This is a genomic window from Affinundibacterium macrobrachii (assembly GCF_014652415.1).
In the GTDB taxonomy this organism is placed as follows: domain Bacteria; phylum Pseudomonadota; class Gammaproteobacteria; order Burkholderiales; family Burkholderiaceae_D; genus Undibacterium; species Undibacterium macrobrachii.
The window spans coordinates 225,674-250,037 of record NZ_BMYT01000002.1; the positions used below are offsets into that span (position 1 = coordinate 225,674).

The window sequence follows — 24,364 nt, forward strand, 5'->3', positions numbered from 1 at the left end:
CTTCGTCTTAGCGCGCAACGTCAATTCCGATAGCTACAAGTCACAGATGGCTATGAATTGCCAAACTTCAATGGAACAAAAAATAGACTCGAAACTGGCCACATATTAGTTCGTTTACATTTCATTGATCACGCATACCATTCTCGGAACTTTATGAGATGCCGTCGAAAAAATACTCCAGTACATAAATATCAAACGCACCTAGTCCGTCTACATTTGTGGTTATTTTGGATCTAATTTCACGCAATTGATTGATTGCTGAATGCAGAGAAAGGGTTTCATCTTCAAAATCAATAAGTCGGGCTAAATGAATTTTTTTTGTCAACATTCGCGGCATCCCATATTCTTCTAATTCCATAACGCACGAGGGCAGAAATGCCTTAGATAATCGTGCAATGAATGGGGAAATGTCTATTTTGTGCTCTGGAATAATCTCTCTCTGAATGACATTTATATCGTTCAATAGTGCTGTCAGCTTAAATGTTGCCTTACGCTCCATTTTGAAGAACTCTTCGATAGCTACATTGTGTTCATCAAGTTGATCCAAAAGCTCGGGTATCGAATTATTCCAATTGGAAGATAGAACTCTTACAAATTCCACAAATTTTGTATGAGTTGAATCCCATTCAGCAGGAATTAATTTTAAAACTCTATAAAGAATCCAGCTCCAATTTTCGTTGGTCGCGGCATTTAAATTTGCGAGCCCTCTCCATGTTTTTTTATCTTCGTTGATTGCTAGAGCGATTGCCATAATTAGCTCAGTATCGCCAGAAACTAATGCGCCTTCGTCCCTCAACCGATCAAATACTTCTTGGCCAAAAACTTCGGTCATCGACTCTTTATAGTGTATTATTTTTGCTAGCTGCTCCTTTGAAAGTGCCTGTTTGTACTCTCCTTCGCTAACATCAGCCAGTAATTGATCAGGAAAAGTTAACTCTAGCTGTGTGTCCTTATGAATCGGAGGCTCTTCAAGTATGTATATGTTCCCGACGAAATGCTTAAACATTCGTCCACCACGTCCAATAATGTTGCGATAAGTAAAATCGTTAAGTTTCAATTTTCCGTTCTTGTTGCTCCAAACAATGACGTTTTCAGCAGATGTATTCACTCCTTCAATAATTGAAGAGGTTGATACAAGCGTTTGTAATCCACCCACTTTTTCTTCGAAAAGGCGAACCTGGATTTGGCTTAATGATCGATGCAGTTGACCTGTGTGAACGCCAATACCCCTTTTCACTAATGCTGTTAACTTCCAATTCGGATGGTAGTTTGTCGCAAGCCATTTAGAGAAATTTATTAATAACTCGCTACTCTCCTTTTCCGTACTCTCAATCAGTAGAGTCGCTACACTATCAACGTTTGCATATGAGCCAACATAGATAAGTGATTTAGATTGCTGCTTAAGTATTCCTAACAATGCATCATTCTTCTTCTGAGCATCCTTATTTATATCTTTATACAGGTCATGCTTTTCAAGGAACACTGTATTGAAATCAAGAGGTAAGAACAGCATATCCTTAGTGAATGCACTATCGGCAAGATGTGAAATATTCGGTGCCAAATAATATTTTTGCGAGGCTTTTTCCCCAAGTTTCATCATCGCTTTTAAAAGTGCAGGCGAGCGTTCCTTATCAAATTCTCGACTTGCCTTGTAAAATTCATCGACAACAAACAGATCCAAATGCTCTAGTTTATCAAAATACTGAATAGCCCTTTCCTGAGGAAATATCAAAATATTCTTTTCGCCGAGTTCAACATCTGAAGTAGTTACAATTTTATATTCGGAAGAAAATTTCTTACTCAGACGTCGCCTAGTTTCATCCGTCAATGCAATCGTAGGCACAAGAATCATGACATTTTTTGGTCGTTTTATCGCAATATATGCATCAATGATTAAACTTTTTCCAAAGCTAGTTGGCGCACTAACGGCAAGGTTCGTTCCATCTAATAGATGCTTCAGCACCAGTGACTGTTCGCTATGAAGCGTTACTGGTGCTGACTGTCCTATATCTACTTTAAACGACTCAAAAACGAACCGATCTTGCCAACTTGATGTATTGGGATCCAAATAGGGGAAAAGGCCAGATTCCCTTATAAGATGATTCACCAGTTGATCGTACGGTTGATTAATTTTATTAAGCTTATCAAGTAAGCGAATGAGACAATTCCTCGCCTCAGCTTTTTGATTAGCCTGCAGCAAATCGTTGATAGCCACGCATTCTTCAAAGATTTCCATTAAGCTTTATCCCTTATGAAACGCAACGGCGTTAGTGAAATTTTTTATTAATTTCGGCCTATCCGGAACAGGAAAAAGAATGATATGAAACTTAACTTCTGAATATTTACCTACCGTGTGAGCCAGTTTGTCGATTTGTTTCTTAAAGTAGGCAGTAGCTCTTTCTAAATGGTAGGTACGAATTTTTTGCCGATAGTCATCGTTCATCTCCTTTGCGGCGTTGGTGATCGCGCACTCATGCAGAAGTAAAATAGGGATGTGAATCTTCGATTTAATGTTATCCATCGAAATATCTGGAGAAAGCGCGAGCTTAATTTTGGTCGCTAACTCCTTATTTGTAACTAAGTGATCTATGTCAGACATATTCGTAATGATGCTGTTTTCTTTTTTTAATTTTGCGGTATTGAGAGAGTTTCCTACCGACTCAACGATCTTTGGCAGTCGTGCATCCTCGATGCTGTTGAAAAACTTTGCTTCTCCAAACCAAAGTGAAAAATCGTCGTCGCCCTCAATAACGATATGAACGCTATCAGCACCCTTTGCGTTATCCTGAACGTTCTGTTTGTGAAAAATCTTTGGCACAACTGATAACGCCTTGTAATGGTGATGCATAATCCCATATAGGACAATTTCTGCAAGTTCGCTACCCTGTCCAATATCCCCCTCCGTTTCGGATAGTCGAAGATTCTTAGCAGAATTCCTTAGAGTAGTTGAATTTTTTCCTGATAGCTTTTCGCGTTCTTGAGCAGACAATGCTGTCAAGGCAATATTGTCCCAAACGAAGTTTTCAAATCGTTCATATCGCCAAGTTTGATCTTCAAAATCATTTACTAAACTCAAAATGCTCTTGTTATTAGCAGGAGAAATTACTACATCCTTGAAGATGTCAAGATAATGGTCGTCAATAAGTATTTCGAAATCTATCATGGTCGCGCGCTCAAAGATTTAATCATTTTTTTGTGTAATACACCTTTTGTACGAGAAACCCTCTTTGCTGCCATCTTTCAGAACGGCACAAAAGCATTGGGATCCATAATCCGCAGCCATCACCTCAAAATGACTAACTCCAGCACCATTCTTTTCTAAATAGTTTGGGTGTCTCTTAAACAATCCAAATAGATGAACGGTATCCTCAGGGGTGACAATTTCGCCAGGAACATACCGATTAAGTATTTCTTTGAAAAAGGCGTGAGCCAAGCTCTGGTTTGCGAAATGCACTGAATCGAGAGTTACAAATTTTCCTCGTACCATTTCTCATTTTCCTAAACGTTGAGACAAAAAAATTTATCGTTTTGCATTACTTCAGTTGTGTTTATATGTAATTGGCAGTCCGCTTACATGTAAAAAAAATGGCGATCAGTTGATCGCCATTTTTTTACTTACTTAATTTTTTATGTGTTGATGCATTGGTGCTGCGCTTCCGGAAAAATTTTTATTGATGCTGAATCATATCCGATAATTCTCATTTCACATTCATCATTTCAAATAATTTTTCACATTATTTTCAACTCAAAAATGCGTGGGCACAAAAATCGTGCCCACCCTAAAGTTCAACAACATTCAACCTCAAGCCAACCCACGCAACTCCCGCAAAGCCACAGACACAGGCGCTAAATCCGCACCCTGCGTCGTAATCGTCGCCAACAATTGATTCAACTTCGCAATCGCTGCTGTGTGTTGTTCGCGCCATGTTGCGATGTCTTCTTGGCGTGATAGCAGTGATTTGGTGACTTGGCTGGCGATGGAATACACGTCGTCGCGGGCGCTGCCTCGGGCTTGTGTTTGCCATAGCGTGTCGGTAGGTAGGCGATTGATTTGATCGCGCCAGCCGGTTAAGCCGAGTTCGGCATCGACACCAAAATAAGTGCGCGCTGCTTTTTCTAAATCACTGCCTGTGCTTTGTGCGAGGTCGACTAAATCCAACGCTGGGAAGATGAATTCCAAGGCGGCGAGATTTTCGGCGAGGCCTGCTTCCACACCAGCTTGTACCAAAGCTGCGCTGGCTTCTTGCAAGCTGGCGTAGGCCGCTGCTGGCAACCATGTGGAGACATTGGCGCGGAGTTCGCGTGCGCCTGGTTGATAGCGTTGGATCAGCGTTGGTAAATCGGCGTTTTGAGTGCGAGCGCGTAGCATCCAACGTGAGGCGCGTTGTGCGATCGCTGTTAATTTGCTGAGCAAGTCTAATTGCAGTTTGGAATCGACTTTGTAATCCAAGGCGTCGATTTGATCCCACAGCGCTTCTAAGTCAAAAATCTCGCGCGCTAAGGTGAAGGCGCGAATCACATCGGCGGCGGAAGCGGCGGCTTCTGAGGCGATGAAATTGACAAAGGTGGCGCCAGTGCGATTGACCACCGTGTTGGTGATGAAGGTGGCGATGATCTCGCGCTTCAATTGGTGATTGGCAATCGCTTCTGGGAACTTCTCTGATAAAACTTGAGGGAAGTAGGCTTTCAAAGCGCGGCTGAAGAAGGGATCGTCTGGCAAATTAGACGCGACCAATTCATCAAACACCGCCATCTTGGCGTAGGCTAAGACGACTGCGTTTTCTGGTGCAGTTAAGCCTTGTTTGTGGGCGCGACGACGGGCGATTTCTTCATCCGATGGGAGGAATTCAATCGCACGGTTTAAGCGACCTTGGCGCTCTAAGGTTTGCATCAAGCGTTGTTGACCATCGAGTACATACAAAGGACGGTGGCAAGCGATGTCGAGTGCTTGGCCTTGGTAGTAGTTGTCGGTTAACACTAAGTGGCCGACTTCATCGGTCATCGAGGCTAACAAGTCATTCCGTTGTTTGAGCGTGAGATCGCCTGCTTCGGTGATCGCGCCGACCAAGATTTTGATATTAACTTCGTGATCAGAGCAATCGACACCAGCGGAGTTATCAATCGCGTCGGTGTAGATGCGGCCACCTTTTTGCGCGAATTCGATACGACCGTTTTGGGTGCAACCGAGGTTACCGCCTTCTGCCAAGACTTTGCAGCGCAGCTCGTTACCATTGACGCGGAAAGCGTCGCTGGATTTGTCGCCGACTTGGGCATGGGTTTCAAACGTGGCTTTGACGTAGGTTCCGATACCGCCGTTGTAGAGCAAATCGACAGGCGCTTGCAAGATCGCTTTGAGCAATTCGACAGGCGTGAGTTCTGCGGTCTCTATGCCTAATACAGCGCGGGCTTCGGGACTCAAGCTAATTGATTTAGCACCACGTGGATAGACGCCACCGCCTTTCGAGATCAAGTCTTTGTTGTAATCATCCCAGCTGGAGCGTGGTAGATTGAACATGCGTTGGCGTTCAGCAAATGATTTAGCAACATCGGGATTTGGGTCGATGAAAATATGGCGGTGATCGAATGCCAGAACCAATTTAATTTGTTCGGATAAGAGCATGCCGTTACCAAACACGTCGCCCGACATATCGCCGATACCCGCGACCGTGAATGGCGTGGTCTGCGTGTTGTGACCGAAAGAGCGGAAATGACGCTTGACCGATTCCCATGCACCGCGTGCGGTGATGCCCATTTTTTTGTGGTCGTAACCAACTGAGCCACCAGAGGCAAATGCATCGCCTAACCAGAAGCCGTAATCGGCTGAAACGCCATTCGCAATATCAGAGAAAGTTGCCGTGCCTTTGTCAGCAGCAACCACCAAATATGGATCATCTGGATCATGGCGCACCACTTTGGTCGGTGGCACGACATTGCCTTTGACGATGTTGTCGGTCACATCTAACAGACCAGACAAGAAGATCTTGTAGCATGCCACGCCTTCGGCTTGGTAGGCCTCGCGATCCGACATCGCGGGTGGATTTTTGAGGACGAAACCACCTTTAGAGCCGACAGGCACGATGACGGTGTTTTTAACTTGCTGCGCTTTCACCAAACCAAGAATCTCGGTACGGAAATCTTCACGACGATCTGACCAACGCAAACCACCGCGCGCGACTTTACCGCCGCGTAAATGCACACCTTCGACACGTGGGGAATAGACCCAGATTTCGAACAAGGGTTTTGGTTCTGGTACGCCTGGCACTTCGCGTGGATTGAGTTTGAAACTCATGTAAGGCTTGAACGCGCCGGTCTCTGTGGTTTGCCACAAGTTGGTACGCAGCGTTGCCAAGATAGTGGCGATGAATTGGCGCAAGATGCGATCTTCGTCGAGGCTGGCGACTTGGCTCATCGCGGCTTCGATTTGTTCGCGGATATGCTTTTGTGCTGCATCACGATCACCAACAAAATCCGGTTTGAAACGTGCGCCGAATAATTCTGCGATCAATTGCGTGATGCCACAGTTTTTGTTCAAAGCCGCTTCGATATAGTTTTGGCTGTAGGCGAAACCGAGTTGTTTGAAGTAGCGTGAGCATGCGCGCAAGACTGCGATAGAGCGGGCGTCGAGTGCGGTGTTCAATACCAAACGATTCAGATCATCGCTCTCAACTTCGCCGCGCCATGCTTGGCAGAACAATTCTTCAAAACGGGCTTTGACCGCAGCCAGATCAGTTTCAACTGGTAATTGCAAACCCAAATCATGAATCCACAATTCGCTCGCGCCATCTGCCACGTGGTAAGGATGTTCGTCGAGTACGCGTGCACCCATGCGTTCTAGCACAGGTAGAGAATCGGACAGGGCGACTTTGGAGGTGTTGTAAATCTTAAAGCGCAATAAGCCCGCGACGGCATCTAAAGGACGATACAGTTTGACTGCCAATGGCGCGGCATTTGATAAGCCTGCCAAGATATCGGCATCTTCGGCACCTGCTTGTGGCGAGAAGTCTTCGCGATATCCACTTGGGAAAGCATTCGCAAAACGATTTGCCAAATCTAAACCACGGCCTTCGCCATGCGTGCGCAAGAGTTCGTTGCTGCAATCGTCTTCCCAACGTTGCGCGAGTTTGGCGATGCGCGCTTCGAGCGCGGCGACGTTCACATTCGCACTCATCGGTGCATCAGCTTTAGCGCGTACCAAGTAATGGATGCGTGCTAATGGGCTATCGGTCAGCATCGGTGTGAATTCGATCGAATGTCCGTCTAAGGCGGCCATTAATTCGCTACTGATCTTGACGCGCAATTCGGTGTTGTAACGATCACGTGGCACAAATACTTGCGCGGAAGTGAAACGACCAAACGGATCACGACGCAAGAACAAACGCACACGCTGACGCTCTTGCAAACGCAAAATGCCAATCGCGTGATCGGTCAAAGTTGCGGTATCGACTTGGAATAATTCATCGCGTGGATAGTCATCGAGAATCGATTGCAAGGCTTTTGCTGCATGGCTTTCTGGTACCACGCCTGCTGCGCTCATCACGGCAGCGGTACGTTGGCGCACTTGTGGAATTTCGCTGACGGGTGCGGAATACGCGGTGGAAGTATAGAGACCGAGGAAGCGCGATTCACCGATCACTTGTCCCGCATCATTAAAGCGTTTGACCGCGATGTAATCGAGCCATGCTGGGCGATGCACGGTGGCGCGTGTCATGGCTTTGGTGACTAAGACCGTTTCGTCGGAATCAATCAATGCCACAACTTCTGGCGGCAATAAGGTTTCGTTAGTATTGACCTTGCCGCGCAAAATGCCGAGGCCAGAATCTGGCAATGCTACCAAACTAACTTGATTGCCATTGCGTTTAAGTTCGTAATCGCGCGCACCCAAGAAAGTGAAATGGCGGTCTTCTAACCAACGCAAAAAGGCGATGCCTTCGCCATGACTTTGATGCGTGCTAGTGAATTTTTCTGAGGCGGTGATGAGTTCTTTAACACGACCTAACATTGGCTGCCAATCGACGACAGCACTGCGCACATCGGCAAGCACGTGCATCAAATCATCGACCAGCGCTTGTTGATCGGCTGCGCTGACGATGCGATCGCATTCGACCAAAATCAAGGATTCCACCGGATCATTACGGCCAGCAGCAGTTGCTGCGGCAACGGTACTGACTTCGGCAATACTGCCATCGGCATTGCGCGCTACGCTCATCAAAGGATGCACGATCCAGTGTGCGGTACGACCTGTGCGGTTAATCGCCATCGTGACGGAATCGACCAAGAACGGCATATTATCGTTCACGATTTGCACCACGGTGTGCTCGCTGACAAAGCCATCTTCTGCCAAACTAGGGTTAAACACGCGGATCTTCGGCGTATTCGCCGCACGCGGAGTGTCTAACAAGCGCCAATGCGCGTTCGCCAAGGCAAATAAATTCGCCGCGCCACGGGCGGTGATTTCATCGGGATCGGTGTTTTCAAAATAAGCAGCGATAAAGCCGCCTTGACGTTTGCTGGCTGAGCCAGAATGTTCTTGGGCATATGCCATGAGTTCGGCAAAATGGGATGAGGTCATGCTTGTTCCTTACTTGTTTAAAGTTCAAGAAGTGCCAATTTGTTTTAGTTTTAATGTTTGATTGCACGCACTTTCTGGGTAAGAAAGCTGACAATCAAACCTAGTGGAAAGTCTCTAGAAATTCCCATATTGCAAGTATCCTCCATTCGAGAGGGAATGACAAATGCAGCGAGGAAATTCCAACAGCGAGCAGACCACTAGCCAAAGTGGCGCTAGTGTAGCTTTAATTGAAATTGGCGGGCGGTAAGACCAGTGCGTGGAATAAGATTGTTTGGTTTAAATCAAATGCCAGTCGCGCGACAAACTGCCTGCCTTGTTGGAATGTTTAGCTGTCTGTGCTGCTTTGGGTGTTTTGTTGTTTGTGTTCGGGATCGTGAGAACCGATCAGCTATGCAAGCTAGCTCAGGTATTTTTATTTGAGCTAGCAAGAAGGCTTGATAGAATGATCAGCATTAAATCAGTATTAACGCAGCACGCTATTGCCGATTCTTATGTCATCAATAGAATGGATACAAGCCACAAGCTAGATCTAAAGCACCGCGCGGGTTGCACCCGCCCTACGAAACTAACTGGACAGCACAATGAACGAACCACTGTTTTTGACTGAATACCATTCTACTTCTAACAGAAATGTCGTCGTGGTCGATGAGGGCTCTTCCGTTTGGTGCTATCTGACCGAACCCAACGGCGATAACCCGATAGCGGATTGCTGGCTTTTGAATACTATAGACGCACCAGAGAACTTAGATGATTTCGGCTCATCAGAATCCGCTCCACCAGCGACGCGACGTTATGTCACTGATGCTGCTAAACGGGCAGTGCCAAGCGAAGCGTCGATTAAGCTTCTTTGGTCTAAGGATGGCGAATCGGTTGCGGTCTATGTTGGACAAGAGTTACTCGGCTTCATCGCGCATAACAATCCAAGAGGTTTTAGTACAAACTTGCGAGAAGAGGGTCCGTTTGGCTCGCCGCTTGATCGTGAGCTGTTTTCAATGCTATTCATGTCGGCATGACGATCCGTCCAAGACTCTAGCGAACATGCATGCTTGTAATATGTAGGGTGGGTGTATTTGTTTCCGAGTTGGTTGACCCTGCGTGGTTTGTTGAGGTTGAGGCTAATGCAGCCAAACGAGATAAAATTAATTCCTAACTTACGAAGCAGTCTTAAGTGTAATAAGTGTCTCCTCCGAAAAATCAAGCGCTTCAAGATATTCACGAGCAGGCAAACTCAATGAGGAGGCGGCATCACACGCCAACTTTACACTCAGCACACCACTTCGGTGATTGGCATCGCTCTTGAAAATGTTGGTGTCAATCACAAAGCTTTAGCCGCCGCCCCATTCTTCCAAAAATCAGCGCGCAAGCACTTTCTGGAACACAAAATACAACCTATCGTTGTCGGCAGAATCGGGCTTTCCGCTTCATCGACAGCGTTGATCAATCCAAAATGGAGACTTTCAAACTCAATCGAAAGAACCCAGTGGCAGACTTAGTCCAAATGCAGCCCTTCGCACAAGCGACGTTCGAAAGGGATGTCAAAACAGTAACCGATAGTCAGCATTGGAATCATCAATTCCAAGTCAATCGATGGCCTGTCTATGTAACTATAACGCCGAACAAGATGAGTTTGATTCATAAACTGAGTTATTCCACCGAGCAGATGATTGGCGGGAGAATCATCTTCAATATGGAGGACTTACAACAAAGGCGCACGACCGACATCTTGACGTCCCGTCATGGCGAAAAGTCCAATCAATAGATGCGAGATAAGCTGACCAGCTCAACAACTTTATTGAATATTTTTTCAAACAATGAGCCAAAAAGTAGGCTCGCTGAAGAACACTGACCATGGGATTGTCAAACATTTGACATGAAAATAATGAACGTCGTATAATTTTGTACGAAGTTCATTTTTTGGAGTGTTGATGGTAGACCCCGTTGCCGCCAAAGGCAAACGCCGAGAGCGCAAACGAGAGCAAACCGCGAGTCACCTCGCGGCTACTGCTTTCCGTCTGTTTGAGACGCATGGTTACAATATGGTCTCGATGGAATTGATCGCTGATGAGGCCGATGTAGCCAAAGCCACGCTTTACAACTACTTCCCGGTCAAAGAAGCCCTCCTCGCGCATTGTTTTCGGGAGGATATCGCTGCCGGCATGGTGGAAAGAGCGGCCACACTTGCTGCATTCAAGACCTTTGAATCCCGCATGAACTATCTGCTGTGCGAGTCAGCTGTTTGGCATACAGCGCGAAAGGCTTACTTGCCTCACTACCTCCGGTATCTGACCAGTCAGGCTCGTTATGGTGAAGAGACGCCCTGCGAAGGAAATGCCAACAGCGGTAGCCGCCAAATTCTCACCCTGATGTTCGAGGCCGCACAGCATTCTGGCGAGGTAGACAATCGGCAGACGGCTGCACAAATCGCCTGGAACTTTGAGTACCTACTCTTCGGTGCGATTACCGCTTGGCTCAATGACCCAAGCGTGGACCTGACACAAAGATTTCTTGCCGCTTTTGATCTCGCCATGCACGGCATAGCAAACACGCCTCGAACGAAACCACCGACATCAAGTGTCACAGGAGCCAAAAATGACGATTGACAGCAGCAACAACATAGCGCCCATCAGAACAGCCCCACTGGGTCTGCCGCTAATCTCTTACATACAGAAGGACCCGTTGGGCGCGGCCAGTCACTTCCAGCGCCACTTTGGCGATGTCGCGCGACTGAACATCTTGTTTCGCCGCATCTATTACTTTTTCAGTCCTGATGCAGTACGCCAGATTCTGGTCGATCATCAGTCCGACTTCACGCGCGAAGCTCGCTTGCTCAAGATCTTTGAATCCTTTCAAGGAAAAAACGTACTCACCACCGAAGGCGCGGACTGGGAGCGTCAACGACGCATATTGACGCCGGGTTTTTCACCCAAGCGCGTCGTCGGTTACTTGAATCTGATGCGTGATGCTATCGATGCCAGCGTTGGCGAAGAACTCCCGGTCGTGCCCGGGCGCAGTGCATTGGTCGATGTTGACTTCCTGACTACGCGAATCACGATGGACGTCATTCTGCGCACGCTTTTTTCTCATGCGACGACACAAGCCGAAGCCAACAGAATTTCAATGGCCATCCGCGCATTAACCCGACAAAGCATGCGTGAGGTTTACTGGACCTTTATTCCACCAAACTGGCTACCTTACCCCGGTCGTGCTGCCAAGCTTAAGCACATCAAAACCATCAGCGACCTAATTACTACGCATATCAAAGCACGAATCAGCAAACCCAAAGACATCGGCACACACAATGACGTGCTTGACATGCTGCTGGCAGCACGTGACGACGCTCCGACGACCGGCAGCGCATCGCTGACATCGCAGGAAATCCACGACAACTGCATCCTGCTCTTCAGCGCAGGTTTCGATACCGCGTCTTCAGCACTGACATGGTGGATTGGTTTGATGGCGACACATCCGGATATCGTGGAAAAGTTGCGCAGCGAAATAGAGGGCGCAAATCTTGGAAATCCGCCGATGGAAGACATCGCGCGTCTACCTTATCTAAACGCTACGATCAAAGAGGCGATGCGTCTTTACTCGCCGTCCACGGCTTTGTTTACCCGCGTCGCGCTTCGCGACGTCATGATCGGTGAGACAGCGGTTTCAAAAGGCACACTGGTAGCTGTGCCGATCTGGAGCTTGCATCATGATGAGCGATCATTTGCAGAACCGGACAGCTTTCGCCCCGACCGCTTCATGCCCGACGCTTCGCCTATCCCACGCAGCGCCTACATGCCGTTTGGGGCGGGGCCACATTTCTGCCTCGGGCAGCATTTCGCCAGTATGGAAATGGCGTTGATTGCCGCTCATCTCGTGCAGAATTTTGACTTCGCCCTAGAAGACGGCGCGGTTCTGCCCGAACCCTTTGTGGACCTTGCGCTTAAGCCCAAGTCGACCATGCGTGTACGGTTTACGCGGCGCGATGCACGCAAGAAGCCGACGTCATGAGGTGACTGTTGTTATCGAATCTATTATGTTCAACGAATGACATGAGATGCTTGCTCGCACAATCCGTTTTAGCCGTTTCGACACTCGTACACAAAGAAGACGAACGCCAATACAGTTTTGTGACAACGGATGGCAACAAGCTGGCCTATTCCTGAATTGGCAAAGCTAATAAATCAGTGTTGTTGATCGAGAGGCCTCATTAGAAATACTAGATTCATCCGAACGCTCATCCGGCACGTCAATGCCTTTTCTTGGTTGTTAGTCAGCACAAAGCACATCATGGAAAATTAATATGCAGATTCTGTTCTTCATTGCAGGCACTCTCGGAATCATTACAGGTATTGTTCACTCCGTGCTTGGAGAAATACTGATTTTTCGGCATCTCCGCAACGGTGGGCTTGTTCCCACACTTGGTGCACCTCCGCTTCGTGGACGAAATATCCGCATCATTTGGGCAACATGGCACTTGGCCTCGGTCTTAGGCTGGGCTTTTGCCGGCGTTCTAATGCGGCTTGCATTTGCCCCGCATGACACTTCGCTTCTCCCTTTCGTTTTAAATGCGATTATTTTTGCAAATCTTGGCGGATCTCTGTTGGTACTTGTAGGAACCAAGGGGCGGCATCCAGGCTGGATCGCGCTGTTAGCTACCGCTGTGTTCACATGGTTTGCCGCGAGTGCCTCATAACAACGCAACCAAATGAGCCTCTTTAAGAACATTTACTCAAGTCATTATCGGGCGCGAGCATTCCAAAACTTAAAGTCACCTCTTACTAATCATTTTACTCATTCTTCATTATTAATTAGGGAGCGCAAATGCGACATTTCATTTTCCCGACCGTACTTTGTGCACTCTTGTCTTTCTCGTCGCAAGCGACTCAGCTCGACAGATGGCAGGTGCCGGTAGCGATGAAAAAACTCGACAACGGACTAACGGTCGTGGTGTCGGAAGACCGTAGCTCACCTACGGTCGGTGTAAGTGTTGTATACCGCGTAGGCATGCGCCTAGAACCGCGCAACCGCAGCGGCTTCGCGCATCTGTTCGAGCACCTGATGTTCGAAGGCTCGCCCAACGCGAAGGAAGGTGTGTTCGACAAGGTGATCACTGGTGGCGGTGGCCGCTACAATGGCTCCACTGGCCCGGATTTCACCAATTACATCGCGCTTGCACCGGTCACTGCGCTTGAGCCGATCCTGTGGCTCGAGGCGGATCGCATGAAAACGCTTGACTTCAATCCCGCTACGCTCAAGAACCAAAAAGATGTGGTGAAAGAAGAAATCCGCATCAATGTGAAGAACCAACCCTACGGCGGCTTCATGTGGATCGACATCGGCCAGCACGCTTTCCAAAAATGGGAAAACAATCACGACGGTTACGGTAGCTTCGAGGATCTCGAAGACGCGAGCCTGCAAGACGTCATGGCGTTCCATCACGATTACTATGGACCCAACAACGCGGTGATTGGTATCGCCGGAGATATCGCTGCTGCTGAGGCGTTCGAGCTTGCGGAGAAGTACTTCGGTGGCATCAATGCTCGCCCTACGCCAAAGGCTCCCGACTACAGCGAAGGCTTGAACACGCAGGAAAAACGTCTTCAGCAGACCGATGAATTAGCGCAAGTGCCAGCGATCGCCGCAGCGTGGAAGATGCCTGCACGGGGCAGCAAGGATCAAGCACCAATGGCCGTGTTGAGCGAACTTCTGGGGGCCGGCAACGCCTCACGGTTCTATCAAGGCCTTGTCAAGGGTCGAGAGATAGCACTCAATGTCGATACGCACGGACTTGTTGGACCATGGGAATACGATGGCCCAACGCTGTTCACCGTCTTTGCGCTCTATAAGCCCACTACGAATGCTGACGCCGTGCTTTCCGCACTCGACGAGGAAATCGCCAAGCTAGGCAGCGAAGGCGTGGGTGAAGCAGAACTCGCACGCGTCAAGACGCGAATGCTGGCCGATTGGTACAAGCATCTAGAACCCTTCATTGGTCGCGCAGATATGCTAGCCAAACTGCATACGCTGTGGGGGGACGCAAATGTCGTGAATACCATTCCTACATGGATAGAATCGGTCTCCGCAGCTGATCTGCAGCGCGTTGCAAAGACCTATTTAACCTTGAGCAATCGTACTGTCATCGACCGTGTACCCGTCGCAAGAATCAACGCGGCGCCAACGACTGTATCCAAGTAGGAAGACGACCATGAACATGACTACAATCCTCGCATTCACCGCAGCCACTCTGTTGTCTAGCTCCGCCCTCGCTGGATCTAAGGCCGAGCTACCGAAACACCTGCCGTCGTTTGGGGCTGAAAAGCCACTGCCGGTCCCCAAGATTGAAAAGAGAATACTCGCGAACGAAATGGAAGTGTGGGTAATACCGAGAACGGGTCTCCCGCGCGTCGATGCGGTGCTCGCGGTGCGCGGAGCGGGTTTGGCCGCCGACACGGCAAACACATCTGGCTTCGCTGGTCTGCTCGCCGATCTGCTCATCGAAGGTACCGCCAAACGCAGTTCGCGCGAGATCGCCGAAACAACACAGGGTTTTGGCGGCGCAATCGACGCAATCGCTAGTGCTGACGGCATCAGCGTACGCGGTAACGCGCTCGCATCGCAAACGCCACAAATGCTCGGCCTGCTGGCAGAGATCGTTCGTACGCCGAGTTTTCCCGAAGGGGAAGTCCGTCTTGCTCAAGCTAACGCGCTGCAGGGCTTGAAAGCACAGGAGGCTCAACCTAGCTTCAAAGCTGAACGCGCCCTAACGCAGGTCATTTATGGCGATCATCCCTACGCCCGCATCACGCTGTCTGAGGAAGCGATCAGTGTCCTCACGTCACAAGCGCTGCGGCAGGCACACGCCGCTCGCTTCCGACCGGATCGCACGCTCCTGATCATAACGGGTTCTATTGCGCCGTCTCAAGCCATGCGCATTGCTGAAGAGGCCTTTGGCAGCTGGCGTGCGAGCGTTAGAGTTCCGGTCGAGGACACCACGGCAGCGCGCACCATGCCACCGACGTACGTTCTGATCAATCGTCCTGGAAGCGTCCAATCGACGATCCGGCTTGGCCGCCCAGCGATCGCCGCTACCCACGCCGACTACATCCCACTACAACTTGCCAGCACGGTACTCGGCGGCAGTTTCAGCTCGCGCCTGATGCAGAATCTTCGCGAGGATAAGGGCTACACCTACAGTGCACGTGGTGGCTTGAATGTACTGCGTACTGGCGGCCGCGTAACAGCATCTGCCGATGTGCGCAACGAAGTCACTGGCGCAGCGCTCAAAGAGTTCGTTAGTGAGCTGCGACGCATGGGCGATGAACTCGTGCCGACACAGGAGCTGGAAGACACCAAACGCTATGTCGCCGGCGGTTACCTTATCTCGACTCAAATGCAGGGCGCTGTCGCCACAACCCTCGCCAATAACTGGTTGGTCGGCCTGCCAGCGGAGTTCCTTGGTGAGTACGTACAAAAAATGCGTGCAGTTAGCTCCGCGCAGGTACAGGCAATGGGCCGCAGGTATCTCGATCCAAATGCAATGTCAGTCGTGGTGGTAGGCGACTCAAAAGCAGTAGCAGAACAGTTAAAGAATTACGGTAAGTTCCAGAATCGCGAACACTGATCGCAAAAGTGTTCAAACATCGACTAGAAGACTTTTTATGAAGCGTAGTGGTATCACTCCTTTGTTTTAACGACGCAAGATAAGCTACGTACAGCTCTCATTTTTTTGCAACACACGCCCAGTGCAATTTACCAAGACTAGACTAAAGAGACTGAGACCAGAAAACTTAAATGAGCTTGGCCCATCAGAATCCGCTCCACCAGCGACGCGAGGTTATGTCACTGATGCTGCTAAACGGGCAGTGCCAAGCGAAGCGTCGATTAAGCTTCTTTGGTCTAAGGATGGCGAATCGGTTGCGGTCTATGTTGGACAAGAGTTACTCGGCTTCATCGCCCATAACAATCCAAGAGGTTTTAGTACAAACTTGCGAGAAGAGGGACCGTTTGGCTCGCCGCTTGATCGTGAGCTGTTTTCAATGTTCTTCATGTCGGCATGACGATCCGTCTAAGATTCCAGCGAGCATGCATGTTTGCAATATGCAGGGCGATTGCAACCCGCGCTAGTTAAACCCGATCGACAAACAAGAAGCGATTCGAACTTGTTTAAGCCAGTTTAACGACCTTGACACCATCTATTTGTACATCAACTTGCTCTAGCATCTGCGCGCGAACCCGATTGCGACCCGCATTCTTCGCGGCGTATAGCGCAGCATCGGCGCGTGCTACTAGGTCTTTGCCTGTATCACCTTCTTGATAAGTCGATACGCCAACACTGATCGTTATGTGTTGGTCTTGTACGAACTGCTGTTGCTCGACTGTGACGCGTAGGTTTTCTGCTAGCGATAGCGCACCTTCGAGGTTGGTGTAAGGGCAAATCACAATAAATTCTTCACCACCCCAACGTCCAACCAAATCAATCTCGCGTGTTCGTTGACGTAATAATTCCGCCAATCCGACCAATAATTGATCGCCAGCTTGATGTCCATAGAGATCGTTGATCCGTTTGAAAAAATCGATATCGAGCATAATCACGCTCATGGATTGCGCTGCGCGTTGTGCGCGATGGATTTCGATATTGAGAGTCTGGTCGATTTTAAGGCGGTTGTATAAACCAGTTAATTGATCGGTTTCGGCCAGATGGATCAATTTGCGATTGAGATGACTGAGCTTGCGGTTCCAATAAAAAAAGATGAGCAATAACACCACCGCGCCACCCAATAATTTCCAGAACAATCGATAGTCGATTCCTTGCTGCACTTTCACCGAGACATGGCGATTCGAAATCATTTCTCGCTCTTGCGGTGTGATGGTGCGTGCGCCTTTGTCTAGAATACTCAAGAGCAGCGTCTCATCTTTAAGAACGCCGATACGTAGTTGGTTGACGAACTGCGGTACTTGACCGGCAATCTTTAAATTAAACAAACCTTCTTTCTTGATCGCGTAGGCCGCCACGATTAGAGAGCGTACGGTCAAATCTGCCTGCCGTGTAGAAACGAGCTCTATCGCTTCCTCCTCGGTATTAGTCAACACCACACGTAAGTTGGGAAACTCTTGTCGAATCCGCTCTTCTACCATGGTGCCACGCGGCAGCGCTAACACCTCATTCACTAAGCCACGCAAATCACCGACATAAGCATGCTCTTCTCGCGCGACCAGAATATTGGGATCAGAAAAAATCGGCGAAGTGAACTGTAACCAAGCAGCGCGATTAGCGCTTTCATTCAAAAAACTGGTGATCTGACAGCGACCTGCTTTCGATGCAGCTAAACTTTCTTCCCAAGTTTTAGTTTGCACCAATTGCGTCTGCAAGCCAACCCGCTGCACTACTAACTGAACCAAGTCGGCACCAATTCCTTCATGCTTGCCTTCTGGGGTAATGTGCTCAAACGGCACCCAATCTGGATCGACGCACATCGTGATTGGCTTCGCCTTTTGAATATAGGCGCGTTCTTCTGGCGTGAAATTGATAGCTGTCGCCGATATGGGGGCATCATTAGCAACACTCGCGAGGGTGTTCGCAGAAACAGCATTCACAGTCATTGCTGAAAGCAATAGTAGAACGGGCTTCAATAAGGGATAAAAGGTGGAAACCAGAGCTTTACGCATGACGATTATTTGCAAATAGAGTAAGGCTTTAGATAGGACAGATAATTAAAAGTTCACGCACGGCGCTATTCCGGCAATAATGCGCTAGCTTGGTTTCATTCGACAATCACATTCAAGTAAATCCGCTGTATTGCGTAGGGGTCACCATTGTTTATGATGGCAATGTAGCATTTCAGCAAAAGCACACTTTTAGATAAATCAAAGAAGCGACAGATAAATCTAGCGGGCTGAGGCAATTGGAAAGTAATCAAAGCGCAGCAGACTCCAGATCATGTTCTGAGCCACGCACATGCCGAAAAGACTACAATCTAGACATAATTTAGCATTAATTTTGCCCGCACTGATTTTGGATTCTTACCAATTGACAACTCGATTCATTCACTCCAACAAACACCACTACAAATGCGACTTCAAATGTTACTTCGCGCCCTTAATTCACCATTGCAATTACGGAACAGCAGCCCTGGGTGGAGCTTTTCCATGGCAGTTTGCTGTTTCTTGGGGTCATTGGACTGCGGCATAAATCACTTTAAAAACAGAAATACTAGATGAGTACGCAAACTACCTTAGCCCATGCGCTATTCCAACAAGCCTACGCGCTTCATCAACAAGGCAAAATACAACAAGCGAAGCCACTATATGAACAAGCGATCACGCAGTCACCCGACTTGACCGATGCCTACTTATTGCTCGGTGTAATCGCACAGCAGATGCGTGACTCTCCATTAGCAATACGTTACTTTGAACATGCGATACAACAGCGGCCCAAGTTTGCTGTAACCTATTGTCACCTTGGCGTCGCTCAAAAGAGTTTAGGTCAATTTGATCAAGCGCTTAAGAACTACGATCGAGCAATTGCACTTGACCGCAACTTGGCTGACGCATTTTACAATCGAGGTATTTTAAAATCTGAATTAAGATCGTTTGCATCAGCATTGCAAGACTACGATGCGGCCATTACCTTACGTCCTAACTATCCAGAAGCTTTCTGCAATCGCGGCATCGCCCTCCGTCAACTGAACCAAGTGTCAGAGGCACTCTCTAGTTATGACCAAGCGGTCTCCTTAAGACCAAATTTTGCGGATGCGGAATACAACCGTGGCCTGTGTCTGCTGCAATTGGGTAAATTTGAGCATGCGTGGTCGGCGTATGAATGGCGTTGGCAATGTGAGGGAATTAGCGCTTCGAAAAAGCGTCGCCAATTCAGCCAACCAATGTGGTTAGGGGAGACTGACTTAGTTGGGAAAACCATTTATGTGTACAGTGAGCAGGGTTTAGGGGACACTTTACAATTTTGCCGTTATATCCCTTTGATAAAAGCGCTGGGCGCATATGTAATATTTGAAGTACAAGCCCCCCTACTTCAGTTATTGCAAACACTTAAGGGCGTCGATGCATGTATCGTCCGCCCTGAACATTATCCGCAGTTTGATTTTCAGATTCCTTTAATGAGCCTACCATTGGCGTGTAAAACCTTGGATCTAGCGAGTATTCCAAACGATATCCCTTATCTGAAAGCAGATGAAAACAAGTTACGAGATTGGCGTCAAACATTGTCTGCGTACAAAGGTCGAAAAGTTGGATTGGTATGGAATGGAAGCAGTAATCATAAGAATGACCAACAGCGCAGTATCGATTTAGCGACTTTACTTGCCTATCTGCCGACCCATGAGGAACACATTCAATACGTCAGCTTACAAAAAGAATATAGGCCGCAAGATCATCAAGTGCTGCAAGCACACCCAAAAATCCTCGATTTTTCAGACAAACTACATGACTTTTCTGACACCGCCGCACTTTGTCAATCGCTTGATCTCATTGTAAGCGTCGATACTAGTGTTGCACACCTCGCTGGCGGTTTAGGCAAGCCCGTGCTGTTATTACTTCCATTTAATGCAGATTGGCGTTGGCTACTTGAACGTGAAGATAGTCCATGGTATCCAAGCCTACACTTAATCAGGCAAACCAAGATAGACGACTGGCACACATCACTATCAAAGCTTGGGACAAAAATTGAATGCGCTTTGGGTTAGCAATGTATGAGCCTAGTTTTCAATATGCTTCCCAAAGCCTAACGCAGTGTTCGATCGAGACATAACTGGTTTTCTAAGAAGAGAAATAAGTAGTTTGAAGCAAACGCAATCCTATTTGGTTTGCTCAAGTTCCTCTAATCGCAGCAAAATCTCTAAACGCCGCTCTCGTTTAATCTCTTGCCAATGCCGATTTTCTTGCGCACCAATCATCGCGTAAAGAAGGTTCAAACTGGTCGCTTGATTTGTTGATTGATGTTCCGATTGTATTCGCGCATAAAGTACAAACACGTCAGCTGCCATAAACTGTTCTACCGATGTCACGCCTATGCTGTGCAACATCGCTTTTGACTTTGGTCCTAGCCCGCGGAGGTCTGTTATATCGTTCATGGCAAACTAAAATGAGCAAAGATTTTGGCTGGGTAAGTCGCTTTATAGAGAGCGATCAGCTTAGCAGAAAGCCGTCTATGTTCACATTTTATTTGCTGCACTGCTAGCGACAACTACCTTCGTCACTTTGCGAGGGCTTCGAACTTTTAAACATCTCATTCAATAGTGGAGAAGATTGCAGCAACTTGGCCTTGGTGCGCTGCGTTTCTAGCTTGGATTCGGTACGCAAATTATTGCTAGTTAAAGCCTGAAACGACACTCTTTGCAAACCCAGATTACGTCTTTTTTTGTACATAGTTAGCTCCAAGCAATTTCATATTAACGATGAAAAACGAGTGTTCTAGTATGTACAATTACCAAACAAAGTTAGATCAACCGCGTCCATCGGAAGTCACTTTGACATAGCTAAATTTGTCACACTAGTGCGATGTGATAGAGCAAATCTACTTTGGGATGAGTTGCAAGATGCTGGGATTAATGGTTAGAAGATTGGGGTAAAGATTTGTGCGAACCGGGGTTCAGTTTGTGCTACTGACTACGCAAAAATCTCAACTTCCCTCTTTCAGTTGAAGATAGAATCGAGCAGAAAATTTGTCTAACTTAATTTGATCAGTGTGTCCATTACGACCCAATATGAAACTATTGAAGCTCTTCATCGCTTTCGCCTTATTGACTAGCCTGTTAATCTATTGGCGTTGGCAAGTTGCGGATGAAACAGTGAGAGAGATCGTGGCTACGACTACGCATGTCAAAAGTCCTGCGCAACTAGCGTCTAAAGACTTAACGCCAACGAGGTCACCGAAAACGCAATCCGATAAACCTATCGTGACCACTACTGAACTACCTGCCTACAACACTCCGCTCAAAGAGATTTACGAGCCACTCAAAAAACGTGTTCAACAAAACGATGCCAAAGCTGCGTGTCGGCTCGCCGAAGAGCTATTTCGGTGTGGCTATTTACTTCCAGAGCGCAAGAAACTCATTTCCCAACTTCAACAAGAAGCAGAAAGCACAAAGCTAAACAATTCAACACCGTTGAAATGGCAAGAGCGACTGAACGCATACAGAGCAGAAGATGAAATTGATCAAGCTGTTTGTAAAGGATACGAAGAATATGACGAAATTGAGGCTTGGCGATTTAAATTTGTCGCGGCATTGAATGGTCACATCAATTCTATGGAAGATTTCGCCACCAAACCGTATTGGAATCCGAATGATCTCAATGCAAACATTGACGCTTGGAAGGCTTTTCAAGTTTACCGCGAAACGTTTTTACAACAAGCAGCAAGCGCGGGATCAGCGTCTGCTGCACTCACACTTATTGAAGAATATAGTGGTGATTCTTCGATCATGCGCGGACCACTTGCGCCACTTTCAAAAATCCGAGTTGATTTCAGACAAGCAGCAAAATATGCGTATGTGTATAACTTAATTTCTAGAAGTGATGCTGGCAACAATCATTATGTTAACCGCGCATTACAACAAGCTGCACGTCAAATCACTCCTCAAGATTTGACAATCGCCAAACAAGAAGCCGATCAATTATTTAAATCATGGGGTTCTGATTACTTGCAAAAGAGAGGCGCTTCCTTCCAGCAGCAGAAAAAACAAGTCGGCGCAAACTGTAATAATCAGCTGTAATCACGCAAAACATGCTGCGCAAACGAGATCGCTTGCGCAGCAACGCATTATGGTTTCATCGAAAGTGTTTTCTTCAAACCCAATTCACCACCAACCACAGGCAGACTCAACGAAGTCTTAGCGAGGTCAACACTGAGCTCGGTGCCTGCTTTTGGCCATAATGTGAAGTCTTGATCACTGGACATGATCATCAAAGCTAAACGTTTGCCTGCAGGGACGATTCTGTCAATCGGCTGCAAGTCAAAAGTTAAGTCAACAAATTGGCCTGGTACGAGTGGCGTGCCTGATAGTTTGGAATCGTAATTGCCCGTTTTAGTTAATGCGCGATGATTTTGTGGATCGGCCCAACCGCGTGAAATCACACCTGCTTGTCCGGCTGAACCAACGACTTTGCCATCGAAAGGCAACATCACTAGCCATACCGACAAATTGGCTGCGGCTTTATTAGCAGCAACGCGTAGCTTGATGCTCGGTGTGCCGGATAAGTGCATCGCGTCGCTTAATTCTGGTGTCGCATAGATTAGGCGATGGGGCGATTGTTCGGCTTGTGCTAAAACACCGCCTTTTATCTGCACGTCGTCGATCAATTTTTCTATGCTCGCTTTACTTGGCGTGGATAAATTCAAATTACCGGCTTTGTTGCCGCCAGCACCTAAATATAAATTCACTGTACTGGATTCTGGATTTGGAAAATCTAAGTAGGGCGTTGGTGGCGTGCCGCGTTCTGCGTTTTCGCGCACGATCATGGCACGCGCATCGCGCTCTACGCCATTATCGACGCCATACAAATAATGCGAGAACCAGCGATTGCGCATTTCTAATGGTGGTGTGCCGCCACCATGTCCACCTTGATGCAGATACAACTGTGTTGGTACGCCTTGCTTTTTCAAAGCGTCATAAATGCGTATCGAATGCTCGGGCATCACGTTCCAATCTTGCTGACCATGCGCCAACAAGGTGGCTGCTTTGACGCCTTTGATCTTGGTCAGCAAATCGCGCTCTGCCCAAAAATCATTGTAGTCGCCATGCTTGCGGTCAAATTTGGCGGGGTACAAACCATCACGAATTGTCTTGTTGCAGTACTCGCGTTTTTCTGGGGCGCCGCTGTAGATGAAGTCATATAGTTGATCAATGTCTTCACCCAAATAGCCGCCTGGGTGACGGACCAAACCATTGCTGCGATAGTAGTGGTAGTAAGACGTATTTGGTGCAATTGGGATAATAGCTTCTAAACCTGCCACACCTGTGGTCGCTGCAGCTAGAGGAATGGTGCCATTGTAGGAAGTACCGGTCATGCCGACTTTGCCTGTGGCCCAGCTTGCTTTAACTTCTTGATTGCCATCGATGGTGGTGTAGCCTTTAGCACGGCCATTGAGCCAATCGATTACGGCTTTTGGAGCGAGTTCTTCTGGCGCGCCACCAACCGTCGGACAACCTTGTGACAAACCGGTACCGGGCGCTTCAGAATGTACCACTGCGAAACCACGTGGCAACCACGTATCAATTTCTGTACGTGAAATTTCTGGACGTACTGGGATAAATTTCGCTTGCTCATTGACTGGACGCGGTGGTGGCTCACTGCCTAACTCGTGCTTCACATCCCACATCTTTTGGTTTTTCATGGTGCCGGCAAAATAGGGCGATGATTCATAAACCACCGCCACTTTTAAACCTTCCGTCTCGGTTTGCTTAGGACGCGTGACAGCAACGTGTACGCGATCTGGCTTGCCATCAGCATCGCTATCAAACTCGGTCTCTACCCATAATTCTTGTTTAATCCATTGCGATTTATCTTGAAAACCCGGCACGATTTGGGCTTGTCCGTTATAGAAAACCGGAACGGTCTTCGTATTGGCTGTAGCATCTTGCGCCGTACTATTCGTCGAAAAAGCAGCGATAAGCGCGAGGCTTAACAGGGATCGTTGGCACAGTGTTTTGGAATATGCGTGGCTAGTTTTCATATTGAGTTGGCTGTGAAAGTAATCAATTAAGGAGTTGAAACTGGGTAAGTAGACCGCAATTATGCGCAGAAGTTTCGGTTAAATATATTAAGAAATTAAAATTTAGTGAAGCTTTG

General features: G+C 47.8%; 18 protein-coding genes. 10 read left to right on the top strand and 8 right to left on the bottom strand.

The features are described from left to right. Nucleotides 1-151: 151 nt before the first annotated feature. The 4 genes from IE103_RS06780 to IE103_RS06795 all read right to left on the bottom strand — a co-directional run bounded on the left by IE103_RS06780 (nucleotide 152) and on the right by IE103_RS06795 (nucleotide 8,569). Nucleotides 152-2,236, bottom strand: coding sequence for a DEAD/DEAH box helicase (locus IE103_RS06780; protein ID WP_189345289.1), 2,085 nt, complete (start codon nucleotides 2,234-2,236; stop codon nucleotides 152-154). Between the two features lie 6 nt (nucleotides 2,237-2,242). Continuing rightward, nucleotides 2,243-3,163 (bottom strand): HamA C-terminal domain-containing protein, encoded by a 921-nt coding sequence (locus tag IE103_RS06785; RefSeq protein ID WP_189345290.1) that lies wholly within the window; start codon nucleotides 3,161-3,163, stop codon nucleotides 2,243-2,245. Between the two features lie 18 nt (nucleotides 3,164-3,181). Beyond that, a complete protein-coding gene (locus IE103_RS06790; protein ID WP_189345291.1) occupies nucleotides 3,182-3,487 on the bottom strand; it encodes a DCL family protein in 306 nt (101 codons plus the stop codon). Nucleotides 3,488-3,802: 315 nt separating this feature from the next. Further along, the gene (locus IE103_RS06795; protein WP_189345292.1) at nucleotides 3,803-8,569 is read right to left on the bottom strand and encodes an NAD-glutamate dehydrogenase; all 4,767 of its coding nucleotides are present in this window, start codon (nucleotides 8,567-8,569) and stop codon (nucleotides 3,803-3,805) included. Between the two features lie 581 nt (nucleotides 8,570-9,150). Here IE103_RS06795 and IE103_RS06800 point away from each other — a divergent pair. From IE103_RS06800 to IE103_RS06835, 8 genes are all read left to right on the top strand, one after another. Further along, entirely contained in the window at nucleotides 9,151-9,582 is a 432-nt protein-coding gene (locus IE103_RS06800) for a hypothetical protein (protein ID WP_189345293.1), read from the top strand. A gap of 467 nt (nucleotides 9,583-10,049) precedes the next feature. Next, nucleotides 10,050-10,328: a hypothetical protein gene (locus tag IE103_RS06805; protein ID WP_189345294.1), complete on the top strand. Its 279-nt coding sequence runs from the start codon at nucleotides 10,050-10,052 to the stop codon at nucleotides 10,326-10,328. A 166-nt stretch (nucleotides 10,329-10,494) separates the two neighbouring features. Further along, nucleotides 10,495-11,169 carry a TetR/AcrR family transcriptional regulator gene (locus tag IE103_RS06810; RefSeq protein WP_189345295.1) on the top strand — a complete coding sequence of 225 codons (675 nt, stop codon included), beginning with the start codon at nucleotides 10,495-10,497 and terminating at the stop codon, nucleotides 11,167-11,169. Beyond that, nucleotides 11,159-12,568 (top strand): cytochrome P450, encoded by a 1,410-nt coding sequence (locus tag IE103_RS06815; RefSeq protein WP_189345296.1) that lies wholly within the window; start codon nucleotides 11,159-11,161, stop codon nucleotides 12,566-12,568. Before IE103_RS06810 ends, IE103_RS06815 begins: the two co-directional genes overlap by 11 nt. A 292-nt stretch (nucleotides 12,569-12,860) precedes the next feature. Beyond that, on the top strand, nucleotides 12,861-13,253 hold the full coding sequence (locus IE103_RS06820; protein WP_189345297.1) for a hypothetical protein: 393 nt from the start codon (nucleotides 12,861-12,863) through the stop codon (nucleotides 13,251-13,253). Between the two features lie 128 nt (nucleotides 13,254-13,381). Continuing rightward, the gene (locus IE103_RS06825; RefSeq protein WP_189345298.1) at nucleotides 13,382-14,755 is read left to right on the top strand and encodes a M16 family metallopeptidase; all 1,374 of its coding nucleotides are present in this window, start codon (nucleotides 13,382-13,384) and stop codon (nucleotides 14,753-14,755) included. Between the two features lie 10 nt (nucleotides 14,756-14,765). Beyond that, on the top strand, nucleotides 14,766-16,181 hold the full coding sequence (locus tag IE103_RS06830) for a M16 family metallopeptidase (protein WP_189345299.1): 1,416 nt from the start codon (nucleotides 14,766-14,768) through the stop codon (nucleotides 16,179-16,181). A gap of 121 nt (nucleotides 16,182-16,302) precedes the next feature. Then, nucleotides 16,303-16,617: a hypothetical protein gene (locus IE103_RS06835; protein ID WP_189345300.1), complete on the top strand. Its 315-nt coding sequence runs from the start codon at nucleotides 16,303-16,305 to the stop codon at nucleotides 16,615-16,617. 106 nt (nucleotides 16,618-16,723) lie between these two features. Here IE103_RS06835 and IE103_RS06840 read toward each other — a convergent pair whose 3' ends face one another. Continuing rightward, complete coding sequence (locus IE103_RS06840) at nucleotides 16,724-18,226, bottom strand: diguanylate cyclase (protein ID WP_229827155.1); 1,503 nt, start codon at nucleotides 18,224-18,226, stop codon at nucleotides 16,724-16,726. Between the two features lie 548 nt (nucleotides 18,227-18,774). Here IE103_RS06840 and IE103_RS06845 point away from each other — a divergent pair. Next, entirely contained in the window at nucleotides 18,775-20,259 is a 1,485-nt protein-coding gene (locus IE103_RS06845; RefSeq protein WP_189345301.1) for a tetratricopeptide repeat protein, read from the top strand. A 111-nt stretch (nucleotides 20,260-20,370) separates the two neighbouring features. Here the strand turns inward: IE103_RS06845 and IE103_RS06850 are convergent, their stop codons facing one another. Then, nucleotides 20,371-20,646, bottom strand: a complete 276-nt coding sequence (locus IE103_RS06850) for a TfoX/Sxy family DNA transformation protein (protein WP_189345302.1) — start codon at nucleotides 20,644-20,646, stop codon at nucleotides 20,371-20,373. A 103-nt stretch (nucleotides 20,647-20,749) separates the two neighbouring features. Further along, nucleotides 20,750-20,941, bottom strand: coding sequence for a hypothetical protein (locus IE103_RS06855; protein ID WP_189345303.1), 192 nt, complete (start codon nucleotides 20,939-20,941; stop codon nucleotides 20,750-20,752). A 338-nt stretch (nucleotides 20,942-21,279) separates the two neighbouring features. Here IE103_RS06855 and IE103_RS06860 point away from each other — a divergent pair, with 338 nt between their 5' ends. Beyond that, complete coding sequence (locus tag IE103_RS06860) at nucleotides 21,280-22,287, top strand: hypothetical protein (protein WP_189345304.1); 1,008 nt, start codon at nucleotides 21,280-21,282, stop codon at nucleotides 22,285-22,287. A gap of 47 nt (nucleotides 22,288-22,334) precedes the next feature. On the opposite strand, the gene IE103_RS06865 is transcribed toward IE103_RS06860, so the two are convergent. Then, the gene (locus tag IE103_RS06865; RefSeq protein ID WP_189345305.1) at nucleotides 22,335-24,248 is read right to left on the bottom strand and encodes a Xaa-Pro dipeptidyl-peptidase; all 1,914 of its coding nucleotides are present in this window, start codon (nucleotides 24,246-24,248) and stop codon (nucleotides 22,335-22,337) included. Nucleotides 24,249-24,364 lie beyond the last annotated feature (116 nt).

Bases quoted from the DNA above. Each gene is read 5' to 3' on its own strand.
- IE103_RS06780 (WP_189345289.1), bottom strand. From the start codon at position 2,236: ATGGAAATCTTTGAAGAATGCGTGGCTATCAACGATTTGCTGCAGGCT.
- IE103_RS06785 (WP_189345290.1), bottom strand. From the start codon at position 3,163: ATGATAGATTTCGAAATACTTATTGACGACCATTATCTTGACATCTTC.
- IE103_RS06790 (WP_189345291.1), bottom strand. From the start codon at position 3,487: ATGGTACGAGGAAAATTTGTAACTCTCGATTCAGTGCATTTCGCAAAC.
- IE103_RS06795 (WP_189345292.1), bottom strand. From the start codon at position 8,569: ATGACCTCATCCCATTTTGCCGAACTCATGGCATATGCCCAAGAACAT.
- IE103_RS06800 (WP_189345293.1), top strand. From the start codon at position 9,151: ATGAACGAACCACTGTTTTTGACTGAATACCATTCTACTTCTAACAGA.
- IE103_RS06810 (WP_189345295.1), top strand. From the start codon at position 10,495: ATGGTAGACCCCGTTGCCGCCAAAGGCAAACGCCGAGAGCGCAAACGA.
- IE103_RS06815 (WP_189345296.1), top strand. From the start codon at position 11,159: ATGACGATTGACAGCAGCAACAACATAGCGCCCATCAGAACAGCCCCA.
- IE103_RS06820 (WP_189345297.1), top strand. From the start codon at position 12,861: ATGCAGATTCTGTTCTTCATTGCAGGCACTCTCGGAATCATTACAGGT.
- IE103_RS06825 (WP_189345298.1), top strand. From the start codon at position 13,382: ATGCGACATTTCATTTTCCCGACCGTACTTTGTGCACTCTTGTCTTTC.
- IE103_RS06830 (WP_189345299.1), top strand. From the start codon at position 14,766: ATGAACATGACTACAATCCTCGCATTCACCGCAGCCACTCTGTTGTCT.
- IE103_RS06840 (WP_229827155.1), bottom strand. From the start codon at position 18,226: ATGCGTAAAGCTCTGGTTTCCACCTTTTATCCCTTATTGAAGCCCGTT.
- IE103_RS06845 (WP_189345301.1), top strand. From the start codon at position 18,775: ATGAGTACGCAAACTACCTTAGCCCATGCGCTATTCCAACAAGCCTAC.
- IE103_RS06850 (WP_189345302.1), bottom strand. From the start codon at position 20,646: ATGAACGATATAACAGACCTCCGCGGGCTAGGACCAAAGTCAAAAGCG.
- IE103_RS06855 (WP_189345303.1), bottom strand. From the start codon at position 20,941: ATGTACAAAAAAAGACGTAATCTGGGTTTGCAAAGAGTGTCGTTTCAG.
- IE103_RS06860 (WP_189345304.1), top strand. From the start codon at position 21,280: ATGAAACTATTGAAGCTCTTCATCGCTTTCGCCTTATTGACTAGCCTG.
- IE103_RS06865 (WP_189345305.1), bottom strand. From the start codon at position 24,248: ATGAAAACTAGCCACGCATATTCCAAAACACTGTGCCAACGATCCCTG.